This window comes from Phascolarctobacterium faecium (assembly GCF_003945365.1).
GTDB classification, from domain to species: domain Bacteria; phylum Bacillota; class Negativicutes; order Acidaminococcales; family Acidaminococcaceae; genus Phascolarctobacterium; species Phascolarctobacterium faecium.
In genome coordinates, this window is the sequence record NZ_AP019004.1 from 705333 (window position 1) to 717470 (window position 12138).

Sequence of the window (12138 nt, forward strand, 5' to 3'; positions counted from 1 at the left end):
TAGATGAGACCATGGGCAGATTCTCAGGAAAAATAAATAAATTATGTACTGCACTTTCACAGCGTGGAAAAATATATCTTATAGATCGTAGGCAGCAGTATAGCCGAAAATTAAATAAACCTGTAACTATTATTATCCTCAACCGTCTTTACACAACAGCAGAATATAATAAACTATTTCCTATGAATAAAAAGGATCCGAAAAAACAGAAATTTGTAAAGAAGCCAGTATTGGATAGTTTTAAAGAAATAGAGATATTATTGGCGCTTGTAGCTATTTATAAAGAAGGTGATGATAGTGCTTGATAAGCTTACGAAAAAGCAAAAATTGTTCGCTGATTGGTATATAAAGTTGGGCAATGCTACAGAAGCTGCAAAAAAGGCTGGGTATAGTGAAAAGACGGCTAGAGTAACTGCTTGTGAAAACCTAACCAAGCCTAACATTCTCGCGTATATAGATGAGCGTTCCAAGCCGCAGCAAGAGGAAGAAGAAAAACTAATTGCCGAAGGCGAGGATGTTTTAAAATTTTTAACAAGTGTTATGAACGGTGAAGAAAATGATCAATTCGATCTTCCACCACAACTAAGTGATCGTATAAAGGCTGCGGAACTTCTTGGGAAACGTTATTCACTTTTTAGGGAGGTAAAAACTCTAAAACATGAAAGTAACCCATATGAAAATTTGTCAGAAGATCAACTGATGAAACTAGCTGATGAAAATGAATAAAAAAATGATTGCCTTCGGTGCTAAGTGTGAATTAGCACGGCGAAGGTTTTTTTATTACTGCAAACTAAAGGCACCAGATTTTTACCGCGAAGACAGACCCTATATTGTAACACTATGTGATAATTTACAGAAATTCATAGAAGGCGACGATGATGTTTTAATACTTAATTTACCGCCAAGGTTTGGGAAAAGTCGTACTGCACAAAACCTTGTGGAGTGGATATTGGGAAAAGATAAGACTTATAAGATTATGACTGGTTCTTACAACGAAACACTGTCCACTAATTTTGCCAAAGGTGTGAGAAATTCTATACAAGAAGAAAAAGCAGATGATTATGTACCAGTATTTTCAGATGTGTTTGCTGGAATAAAAATAAAAGCTGGTGACGGAGCTATGAACCTATGGAGTTTGGAAGGCGGATATAATAATTATCTTGCTACATCGCCTAGCGGAACAGCAACAGGCTTTGGTTGTAATCTTTTGATCATAGATGACTTAATTAAGTCTGCTAAAGAAGCATATAACGATAATGTTAAGCAAGAGCATTGGAGTTGGTTTACTAATACAATGCTGTCGCGTTTAGAGGAAGGCGGCAAAATTATAATTATTATGACGCGCTGGGCTAGTGATGATTTAGCTGGCAAAGTGCTAACAAAATTTACTGCATTAGGTAAAAAAATAATGCATATCAACCTTAAGGCCAAGCAAGATGATGGTTCCATGCTCTGTAAAGAGATCTTTTCTGCTAAGTCGTATGAGTTTAAGAGACAAACATTAGGTATAGATATATTTATGGCCAATTATCAACAAGAACCAATTGATTTAAAAGGTTGTTTATATAGCAGTTTTAAAACATATGATGATATTCCGCGAGATGTAAACGGTACATCGTTGTTTAGCAGTATAAAATGTTATACCGATACTGCCGATACCGGCGAAGATTATTTGTGCAGCATTGTTTATGGCGAGTATAACAAAGAGGCTTATGTACTTGATGTTTTATATACTAAGGAACCAATGGAGATTACGGAGCCAGCTCAAGCAAAAATGCTTGTTGAAAACAATGTAAATGATGCTGATATTGAAAGTAATAATGGTGGTAGAGGATATGCGCGTAATGTAGGGAGTATTTTACAGACACAATACAACTGGAATAAATGTCGTATAAATTGGTTTCATCAGTCAGCTAACAAGAAAGCGCGTATTTTATCTAATGCTACTTGGGTTATGGAACATATTTATTTTCCTGCAAATTGGAAAGACCGGTGGCCTGAATATTACGAAGATATGAATCGGTATCAACGTGAAGGTAAAAATGCGCATGATGATGCACCTGATGCTACTACTGGCATCGCAGAAAAGATGGCTACAGGATACAAAAGAAAAATTAATCCTCGGATATTACGGAGGTAAAAATGAGAACGAAACCGCATTCAAAACCGTTAAAAATGAAAATAAATAACATGATAGTTGCCGATACTGCTCCTAAAATGTTGTGCCCGGATGATTTTAACCTGCCCTATACTTTGGGTGGTGTGCCGGAAGAACAGCAAGTTATTTTAGATAGTTGCTTTGCTCCGGTATCGTCACTTTTAGAGCACAGCATCAAGGGGCTTGCCGCAGAAGGTATCCCGATGTTTGTCGGCTATGGTGTTTTAACAGGCCTTGCGCAAGTCGGGATTGTTCGCGCCGGCATTGAAATGCGGTCTGACGAAATGACTCGTAAATGGGGCGAGTTTATCAGGACTGGCGATAACGATGACACTGATACTGATGATAATGACGATAAAGTCAAAAAACTTAACGAAGATGCTGTGAAATATAAATTGCCTGCGATATTTAATAAAGCTTCTAGCTATTGCGGGTATTATGGCGGCACGCTAGGCTTTATTGATACTGGAGAGGCGCAGGATAGATGGGCTGATCCTCTGATTTTATCGCAGGAAACTATCAAACAAGGTGGGTTTAAAGGTGTAAAACTTATTGAGCCATATGTAGTAAGCCCTGGTTATTATAATTCGGTTAACCCGATGGCAGATGATTATTACAAGCCTACACTATGGTATGTGCAGGGGATACCAGTACATGCTTCAAGGATGCTGTACTTCGCAGAAAATGCACTGCCAACTATTCTGCGGCCGGCTTATAATTTTTTTGGCTTATCATTAGCGCAAAAGGTATTGGATGCAGTAAGTCATTTTACTGGTTGTCGAGAGTCGGCAAACCGGTTGCTTGAAAAATATTCGCTTACTGTTTTTAAAACTGATATGACTGAAATATTAAGTGGTGGTATGGATACGACACTGCAGCAGCGCATACAGTATTTTGTCCAGAACCGGAGTAATGACGGCTGTGCTACGATCGACAAAGAAAAAGAAGATTTGGTCGTTATGACCACGTCTTTGGCTGGTGTAACTGATTTGGTAAGGCAGGCAATGGAATATGTTGCGGCGATGTTTAACGAGCCTGTAACGAAGATGTGGGGACTTTCACCGGCAGGTTTTAATACCGGCGACTCTGACCTGCGTAATCACTATGATAATATCGAAAGTCTGCAGCAGAAAATGTTTGGCGAACCTATGACAAGGTTATGCAAACTTTTACAGCTTAATGCGTTTGGCGAAATTGATCCGGCAATAGAGTTTAAATTTGCACCATTATCAGAAGATGATGAAGCGCTTAAAATTACCAATAATAAGACTAAAGCTGAAACTAATGTAATGCTTATGGATGCTGGGGTCGTAGCTCCGGAAGAAGTACGCGAACAGTTGATTAATGATCCGGACAGCGGTTTTAATAATTTAGAACCTTATGACCCTGCTGCTCCGAGTACTGACCCGTTAGAACCTTTTGACCTGTCTCTTGATCCGCTCGATAGCCCTGATATTGAACGGAAAGAAGTGACAATAGATGCCAATTTTAATGAAAGCGATCACAAGCGAGATGCAGATGGAAAATTTACATCTGGCGGCGGTTCAAGTGAAAGTGGCAATGAGTTGACAAAATCGGCGAAGGAATTGATGGGCAAGGAGTATAAAGGCTACACAGGTCAAAAGGCTATAGATAAGTTGCTTCAAGAGAAAAACGGACATATAAAAAAACGCCTTTACCCGTGAGGATATAGGCGGCATAAGTGTATTATGGGGTGACGATAAAGCGGGGCTAAAACATATAATTACACAACGTACTAAACAGGGGTTTACACAAGAGAAACTTGATAAATTTTTCTCTGAACTTGGTAATGTTATTGAAACAGGTGCATTGGGAAAAAATGATCGAGGAACTTTTGAGCTGTCGAAAGACGGAAAAGTTGCTGTTGTTTCACCAGAACTGCATGAAAATAATTTTACATTTCTTCTAACTGAATTCAAGAGAAGAACAAAAAAATAAAATAGATTGTCGGATGGACGCCGTCTGGGATTGACACCCAGTTCCCATCATTCGTTAGCAGCTAAGGCGACTTTCTGCTGTCGACAATCTATTTGGTAAATACATTATATCATATTACCAATATAGGAGCAATATATGAAACAGCAAACTTTTGGTCGCAGTCGCCCAAGTATAGCTTGGGAACTGCAATACAGGCGAGTGTTAGAGGAACTTATTGCTAAGATGCAAAAAGATGTTGAGCAGGAAATAACTCAATATTATAACAACGAACTTGTTACTGATGCTGCTTCGGTTAAGTGGGTACAGATAATGAAGGCGCTTCGACAAAAGTGGTACCGTGAATTTGATGTAAAGGCCCGCGAACTGGCTAAGTGGTTTGCGGATAAAACCAATAAGCGAACTATGGCGCAGATCCAGCGCAAGCTAAAGGAAGTGGGTATGACGATAACTCCTTCTTACACAGCAGCGCAGAAACAACTCATCAGTGAGATTGTTGCTGAAAATGTTGGAATGATTAAATCCATACCGCAGCAGTATTTGAGAGGAATACAAAAAGTCACTGCGGGCACTTTTAAGCGTGGTGGTGATCGGGCGACACTGGCGAAATACCTTGAAAAAGTCTTAAAACGTGTTGTTGATGGCGAAAATAAAAAAATACGGCATCGTGCCGTACTTATTGCCAGAGATCAGACCAATAAGGCTACACAGCAACTGGCAACTGCCAATGCACAGGCGTTAGGTGCAACTAAAGGTCGTTGGATACACGTGCCAGGTAAATATAGCAGCCGTAAAACTCATGTTGAAATGAATGGGAAAGTATTTCCTTTGTCAGATGGGTTGTACGATAAAGATGTACGCAGAAACGTCAAACCGGGTGAGCTTATATATTGTAACTGCCAATTTGAGGTTTTAATGCCCGGATTTGATGAATGATTAAATAACTCAGACGTCTACAAAAGTAGGCGTCTTTTTTATGCCCACTTTTAGAGAGAGGGGGTGAAACCAAAATGAATCGAGATAAAAATAAAATTGCTTTTGACGCTCGTTTGAGTGTGCGCCACATTGACGACAACGGTTATTTACATGTTGCGCTGACGCCTATCAGTAAGGCCTGTGTCAATCCTTACCTTGGCCGTGAACTGCCTGGCTGGGAAGAAGAAGGTCTTGATCCGGACCGCATTTATTATGGGCTGCGTGATCCTGAAGAACTGGAAAAAGCAGCTTCGACTTTTAACGGGCTGCCGCTGCTTTTAGATCACCATACTATCAGCGCAGATAATCCACAGAAGGATTACACAGTCGGTAGTACAGGGACAGACGCAGTGTTTGAAGCACCGTATCTTAAAAACAGTATGAGCGTTACTGATGCTGAAGCTATTGCTGCTATTGAGGATGGCACAGCGAGAGAAATTTCCTGCGCTTACAGATTTACGCCAGACTTTACAGCCGGAGAATATGACGTAGGTAATGGTGACAAGGTACATTATGACTTTATTATGCGTGAGATATCGGGAAACCATGTCGCGCTTGTGGCAGAAGGTCGTGCAGGGGCTGATGTAGCCGTTGCAGACAGTATGCCACATTTAAATATTATTAAACAAAGGGGGACCAAACAAATGACCAAAAGACAAAGAATTACAGCTTTTAAACGCCGTCGCAACGGTTTGGCGCAGGATGCTAATTTAGGCATCGAAGCATCCGAAGTTACCAGCGCTGGCTTTTTAAAAGCGGTCAACGTTATTGAAGCACAAGTTGAGGGCTACGACCCGCGTGAAGTAGGTCTTGATATTGATGCTAATGCTACCGTTGACGAAATCGTAGCTAAGTTTATGCCAGGTTTGGATGATGAAAGCAATGAAGCTTACAGAGGGATTCTGACCAAACTTAAAGGTGCAGACGTTGCCGATGAGGATATTGAAAAAACCTTAGAGGATGACGACTTTGAGGAAGGCGTCAAGTATGGTGAAAAACTGGAAAAAGATCCGGCAGAGCGTCGGAAACTTGACAGTGAACATGAATCTGAGGGAATGAAAAAAGTCTTGGACGAAGATGTCAAAGTTGAAGATGATGAACTTGACGAAAAAATGAAGGACCCTGCTTTTAAAGCAGCCTTTGAAATGGGCGTCAAATATGGTGAAAAACGTGAAAAGGCTGATCCTACACGTATTGACCGTGACCACGAACGTGAGGGAGAAAAACGTGCTCTAGGCGAGGATACTATCGCTAAAGTTAAAGCTCAGGTTGCTAAAGAGATGCGTGGTAGCTTGCGTGCGTTAAACAACGCTGCAGCCAAAGTAAGACCTATTGTTGGCACTATTCAGGACCCTATGGCTTTTGACAGTGCCGAGGATATTTATGCATTCGCTTTGCGTCAAGCAGGCAAAGACCCTGCCAACTATAGCAAAGCTGCTTATGCAGGTATGGTTGATATTTTGCTTGATGCTAAAGCTGCTTATCCTATCGCTAACGACAGTGCTTTTGGACGTCGTAGTACTTTAGACGAAGGAAGCATGAAAGCTTTTGAACGTCTTGAAAAAATCCAGTAGAGGAGGATTAAAATAATGGCTGATTTTCAAACTAAAGTAAATATTTATCCTGCGGTGGGTGTACCGGGTGCGTTTGCATCTGTCAACCCTATCGTATCTACATCGCTCGGACGTATTGCAGGCGCCGATGTACCTATCGGTGGCTTCTGCTGGGATGACCCGAGCAATGAGGGCGAAGTTTTGCCCAGCGGTACCGGCAAGCCTTTAGGCTTCGTCTGTCGCGATGTGATTTATCCTATCGCATCCTTTGATCCTGCGCAGAACTTTGTGCCTGAAGGTTATACTCCATGCATTATGGTCGAAGGGGACTTCTATGTTCAACCGGAGGCTGCAGTAACCAAAGGGCAGAAGGTGTTTGCAAATTTAACTACAGGCGCTGTATCGGGTGGCGCTGCCGGTGCTACTGTGTCCGGCTCGGTTGAAACCGACTGGGCATTTGCTACTGGTGCAGAAGCTGGTGGCATCGCGATTATTACTAACTACGGAGCCACTCCGGTTATTCCGGCAGCTGGCGCGTAAGGGGGGACATAAATAATGCTTACTGAAAGAGATGCAATGCGCTTGATGCGCGAAAAGGGATTTGTCTTTGATCGCGCACAAGGCTTTATTACTGAAAAAAATATGCAGCGTATTTTACAGGATAGCGCTGCAATGATTACTGCTCCTAACAGCGGTGTACCAGCTGTAATGACTACATGGATTGATCCTGCTGTAGTGGAAATTCTTACAGCACCAACTAACGCCCGCGAGATCTTTGGTGAAACGAAGAAAGGCGACTGGACTGACAGCAACGCTATCTTCAAGGCTGTTGAGGCTACCGGTGAAAGCACTGAATACACCGACTACGGCAACGGTGCTACGGCTGACGTTAATGTTACCTATCCGACACGTCAAAATTATCTGGCTCAAACCCATATCCGGTATGGTGAGTTAGAAATGGCAGTGTCTGGCCGGGCCATGATCAATCTGGCATCTGAAAAACAGCGTAGCGCCGCTACAATCATCAACAAGGAACAGAATAAGTTTTATTTGTATGGCGTGAAAGGTAAAGAAATCTATGGGTTACTCAATGACCCAAATTTGCCTGCTGCACTGACACCGTCCGTAGTTGATACAGACAAGACTAAATGGACAGATAAAACTACTCAACAGATTTATAATGATATCCTGCTTTTGGCAGCAGAACTGTTTGAGAATTCTAATGGCAATATCGACGAAAAGTCCGACCTTGTGCTTGCAGTTCCGCCTACTGTCAATGTTATGCTGGGCAAAGCTACTGATTTCAACGTTAGCGTCAAAGATATGCTTACTAAGTATTTTGACAATATCAGCTTTGTAACTTTGCCTGAATTGGCAGCAACCAGCGGTAACAGTGTTATGCTGATTGCTAGGACTGTACAGGGTTTACCGACTGCACAACTGGGGTATAGCGAAAAAATGCGTGCATTCCAGCTTATCCCGAATACTTCCAGCTGGGAGCAGAAATTTGCATTCGGTACTTATGGCGCGATTATCTATCGTCCGTTTGCGATCGCCAGCATGGCAGGCGTATAAACTTAAAATTAAGGCATCTGTGAAACACAGGTGCCTTTTTTATTTAAAGGAGCGATAATATGGCAACTAAAAGAACATCTAAAACTACTACTGACGAAGTTGAAAACAAAACTACAGAAACGACACAAGAAGCGGAAAAAGTGACTTCGACGGCTACTACTGACGAAGTTGTTGACGGCGAAGTAATCGGTGGCGAAACAGAAGAAACTGTCGAAGAAGCACCGATGCAGACTAGCGGTGAAACTGTAACCGTCTGCTCTAACTACCCGCGCGACTTGAAATTTATGGTTCCAGATAATTCCGGACGTCAAGTAGCTATCGTTATCAAAGGTAATGCCACAAACCTGCGCGGCAAAGAAAAAGGCATTATCCCTATTGGTGGCTATGGTGTGACTACGGGCGTGCCAAAAGATGCCTGGGAATGGATTTTAAAACATCGTCCTGACGATGAGTTTATTAAAAAAGGATTGGTTTTTGCTACTACTGCAGCCAAAGCCAGAGCTGCTGCTAAAGAACGCGCTGAATTGCGACATGGTTTTGAGCCTGCCGATACCAAAAAAGCAAACAGCCGTCCCTATAATGGCTGATCATGGACGGAGTAGTAATATTTGATCCTGCCAAATTCAAGGAACTGTATCCGCAATTTGCTGCGGTGTCCGATGTTATCTTAACTAATTATTTTAATGCGGCAACTCTGCTTTTGAATAACACGCCTAAATCGCTGGTTACGGACCTTGCTGAACGCGAAACGTTGCTTTATATCCTGACCTGCCATATTGCAACGCTGAAAGAGCGCGGTGACACGCTGGTAGGAACAATAACAAGCGCAGCAGAGGGAAAAGTCAATGTGTCGGTAACGCCGTTCAATAATGCTAACTGGTATCAGCAGACGCAGTGCGGAGCAATTTACTGGGCGGCCACCGCTAAATATCGTTTGGGGGTGCGCTACAATGCCTGGCATCCATGTTAAAAAAATAACCGGTGGCGAAAAGTTGCAGCAAAAACTGCGGGAAATAGCGGCGATCAAGGCACAGGCAAAGGTAGGCTTTTTTGACAGGGCTACTTATCCAGATGGAACATCAGTGGCTTATGTGGCCTATCTTAACGAATACGGCGGCCATAATCCGCGTCGGCCTTTTATGAAGCACACTGCACGCAAGAATATTAAGAAATGGGTACTTGGTATCAAAAAAAATATCAAAATGGCAGGTATGTCAAGGGCGAATGTTAAGCGTGCCTATGAACGCGCTGCGGTTGTTGCTGTTGGCGATGTTAAAAAGACGATTAAGGCGTGGCCACCGGGCGGTAATAAAGAATCTACAGAAAAAGCTAAAGAACGGCGTGCCCGTAGCGGTAAGAATCTGCAGGCGATAAATCCTGAAACAGTATTGATTGATACAGGTCAAATGATTGGCGCTGTCAGTTATGAGGTGAAGGTATGATAGGTTTAAACTTGCATAAGGTCGTGCGGGGCGTTATTACTGCTGTGCATCCTGATGAAGAATGTACCCTTTATCAATCTGTTGGACAGGTCAACGTCAAAGGCATAGTCAAAAGCAAATATAGTGAGCCGCAATCCGTTAAGGTAAACTTTCAGCCGCTGGATACACAGGCGCTGCAGCATCTTGAACGTGTGGGTGATACCAAAGCCAGTGAGCAGATTTTTTTATATTCGGATATGGTGATGCCGATTTCAGCAGGACAACGTCAGCCGCTTTTACGCAGTGGTGATTTTATTAAACGGATTGATGGTACTTGGTGGCTGATAACGTCTGTTATTGAGGATTGGACACGTGACGGCTGGGCTAATGCAGGCATCAGTCAGCAAATCACGGCACCGGATTTTAGCGCCAGCGACTGGAGCAAGGGTGATACAAATGTTTGAGGCAGTAAACGATTTTATTTTGAAATTCGCGCCTGGTGTGGTACAGGACAATATTTACCGAGGTTATTTTAACAGGGCCAGTCTGCCGGATGTTCAGGATTATACGGTAATTTCTGTTTCTGATACTTCGCGTGTAGGTACTAATATCGGCGACGATGCGCAGGCTGCCGACAATATCTATACGACAAAGGCCCTGTATGAATACACGATTGATATTGACTTTGTCTGTGATGATCAGATGACAGCACACAAAAGAGCCTCAGCATTGGCTACTCTGGGACGCGATTATATTGCAGTTGATTTTTTCAAAGGCTATGCTATCGGCTTTAATTACGCTGACGATATGGCCTATTTACCTTTTGTCGATTTAAGTGACCAATACATACACCGCTATCGTGTGACGCTGCACCTGACACAATGGGAAAGCGTTAGCACTAGCCAGGAGTATGCAGAAAAGGTTGAGATCAACCTGGTCGAAAATATCGACGCTCACCATAAACCAAAAAAGGAGTGATATTATGGCAATTCCTGCATCACAAATTGTAAATGTAACGCCGCGGGTTATTAACGCCGGCGGTAATGATCTGGAAATTACAGGGCTTATTTTAACAACAAATCCTTTGTGCATCGTGCCCGGGACAATGGCTTTTACATCTAAAGCAGCTGTAGGAAGTTATTTCGGACTTGACAGTGCTGAATATCTGGCTGCAACAAAATATTTTTTAGGTTATGATAATAGCTTTAGGAAACCGCGCCGTCTGCGTTTTGCCCGCTTGCTAACTGAAGCAGCAGCCGGTAGTTTGATCGGTGGCACAGCGAAAAATCTGGAAACGCTGAAAACCATTACAGACGGTGGTTTGACTATCAGTATCGACGGTACTGAAAAAAGTGTGACAGGGCTGGATTTTAGCAGCGCCAATACTCAAAGCGATGTGGCCGCCGCGCTGCAGGCAAAACTTACGGGGACTACAGTAAACTATAACAGTAATTTAGGCAGCTTTATTGTTACATCGGCTACGACCGGTGTTGCATCGGCAGTTTCGGTTGCTTCTGGTGGCACCGCGGTTGGAGGTTATACTCCGGCGCAGGCTTTAGGTCTTACTACAGATACCGGAGCTTTGGTATCTGCCGGCTCTGCTGAACTTACCCCGAGTCAAAATATGGACAGCATTATCGATCAAAACCAAAACTGGGTAAGTTTTACCACGTTGGATGCAGTAGACGATGCAACTGTTGTTGCTTTGGCCGAATGGACTAATCTGCAGAATGTTTCTTATATGTATTGCCCTTGGACACAAAACCCTGCAGATACGCTGCCCAGCAATACTTCCAATTTGCCTAATACTTTAATTGCAGCAAATCTTGAAGGGACTATCTTAACCTTTGGTGGGTTAGAAGATGCTTTACTGGTCCTTTCTATTGGTGCGTGCATTGATTGGAACAGGGTAAACGGCCTTGTAACTTATGCTTTCAAAACACAAACAGGGTTAGCTGCATCCGTGACAGATGAAACCACTGCTGAAAATCTGGTAGCTATGAATTGTAACTATTACGGGCGTTGGGCTACACGTAATGATGACTTTATCCAATATTATCAGGGCAAGATGATTGGCGGTAACTTTGGTTATGCTGATGCATATGTTGGTAATATCTGGCTGCGTAACGCTTTGCAGGTAGCTATTATGAACGGCTTGAATCAAACGGGACGTGTACCATACGTAGAACGTGGCTATGCCATTATCAGAGCGTGGTGCAGTGATCCAATCAACAGAGCACTGAATAATGGCATTATTGATACTGGGGTGACTTTATCTGAAGCGCAGAAAGCTGAGCTGATTACCGAAATCGGTCAGGATGTATCCAGTGAGATATTTACTAACGGCTACTATCTACAGATAACAGACCCGGGGGCAGTTGTTCGTGCTAACCGCGAAAGTCCTGTTATGGGACTGTGGTATACATATGGCGGCAGTGTTCATAAGGTAGAATTGCCAGCTACAGCAGTATTATAAATAAAAAGATCCCTCGTAATTGAG

The 12138-nt window shown here is 42.8% G+C and carries 15 protein-coding genes; all 15 read left to right on the top strand.

Annotation, left to right across the window (positions count from 1 at the left end):
• The first annotated feature begins 11 nt into the window (after window positions 1-11).
• The 15 genes from PFJ30894_RS03480 (at window position 12) to PFJ30894_RS03545 (ending at window position 12114) form a co-directional block, all read left to right on the top strand.
• Entirely contained in the window at window positions 12-305 is a 294-nt protein-coding gene (locus PFJ30894_RS03480; protein ID WP_125669054.1) for a hypothetical protein, read from the top strand.
• Complete coding sequence (locus tag PFJ30894_RS03485) at window positions 298-726, top strand: terminase small subunit (RefSeq protein WP_197714974.1); 429 nt, start codon at window positions 298-300, stop codon at window positions 724-726. The genes PFJ30894_RS03480 and PFJ30894_RS03485 overlap by 8 nt, the downstream gene beginning before the upstream one ends.
• Window positions 719-2140 carry a phage terminase large subunit gene (gene terL, locus PFJ30894_RS03490; protein ID WP_125669925.1) on the top strand — a complete coding sequence of 474 codons (1422 nt, stop codon included), beginning with the start codon at window positions 719-721 and terminating at the stop codon, window positions 2138-2140. The genes PFJ30894_RS03485 and terL overlap by 8 nt, the downstream gene beginning before the upstream one ends.
• 2 nt (window positions 2141-2142) lie before the next feature.
• Entirely contained in the window at window positions 2143-3843 is a 1701-nt protein-coding gene (locus PFJ30894_RS03495; protein ID WP_125669056.1) for a DUF1073 domain-containing protein, read from the top strand.
• A gap of 13 nt (window positions 3844-3856) precedes the next feature.
• The gene (locus PFJ30894_RS12100) at window positions 3857-4117 is read left to right on the top strand and encodes a hypothetical protein (RefSeq protein ID WP_408634580.1); all 261 of its coding nucleotides are present in this window, start codon (window positions 3857-3859) and stop codon (window positions 4115-4117) included.
• Window positions 4118-4252: 135 nt separating this feature from the next.
• Window positions 4253-5050 carry a phage head morphogenesis protein gene (locus PFJ30894_RS03500; protein WP_125669057.1) on the top strand — a complete coding sequence of 266 codons (798 nt, stop codon included), beginning with the start codon at window positions 4253-4255 and terminating at the stop codon, window positions 5048-5050.
• A gap of 74 nt (window positions 5051-5124) precedes the next feature.
• Complete coding sequence (locus tag PFJ30894_RS03505; RefSeq protein WP_125669058.1) at window positions 5125-6663, top strand: DUF2213 domain-containing protein; 1539 nt, start codon at window positions 5125-5127, stop codon at window positions 6661-6663.
• Window positions 6664-6678: 15 nt separating this feature from the next.
• Entirely contained in the window at window positions 6679-7182 is a 504-nt protein-coding gene (locus PFJ30894_RS03510; RefSeq protein WP_125669059.1) for a structural cement protein Gp24, read from the top strand.
• Window positions 7183-7197: 15 nt separating this feature from the next.
• The gene (locus tag PFJ30894_RS03515) at window positions 7198-8217 is read left to right on the top strand and encodes a major capsid family protein (protein ID WP_197714976.1); all 1020 of its coding nucleotides are present in this window, start codon (window positions 7198-7200) and stop codon (window positions 8215-8217) included.
• Window positions 8218-8276: 59 nt separating this feature from the next.
• Window positions 8277-8804, top strand: a complete 528-nt coding sequence (locus PFJ30894_RS03520) for a hypothetical protein (protein WP_125669060.1) — start codon at window positions 8277-8279, stop codon at window positions 8802-8804.
• A gap of 2 nt (window positions 8805-8806) precedes the next feature.
• Window positions 8807-9187, top strand: a complete 381-nt coding sequence (locus tag PFJ30894_RS03525; protein WP_125669061.1) for a DUF4054 domain-containing protein — start codon at window positions 8807-8809, stop codon at window positions 9185-9187.
• Window positions 9168-9659 carry a hypothetical protein gene (locus tag PFJ30894_RS03530; protein ID WP_125669062.1) on the top strand — a complete coding sequence of 164 codons (492 nt, stop codon included), beginning with the start codon at window positions 9168-9170 and terminating at the stop codon, window positions 9657-9659. Before PFJ30894_RS03525 ends, PFJ30894_RS03530 begins: the two co-directional genes overlap by 20 nt.
• A complete protein-coding gene (locus PFJ30894_RS03535) occupies window positions 9656-10102 on the top strand; it encodes a hypothetical protein (RefSeq protein ID WP_125669063.1) in 447 nt (148 codons plus the stop codon). The genes PFJ30894_RS03530 and PFJ30894_RS03535 overlap by 4 nt, the downstream gene beginning before the upstream one ends.
• Window positions 10095-10616, top strand: a complete 522-nt coding sequence (locus PFJ30894_RS03540; protein ID WP_125669064.1) for a phage neck terminator protein — start codon at window positions 10095-10097, stop codon at window positions 10614-10616. Before PFJ30894_RS03535 ends, PFJ30894_RS03540 begins: the two co-directional genes overlap by 8 nt.
• Before the next feature lie 4 nt (window positions 10617-10620).
• Window positions 10621-12114 (top strand): DUF3383 domain-containing protein, encoded by a 1494-nt coding sequence (locus PFJ30894_RS03545; RefSeq protein WP_167457016.1) that lies wholly within the window; start codon window positions 10621-10623, stop codon window positions 12112-12114.
• Window positions 12115-12138: the final 24 nt, after the last annotated feature.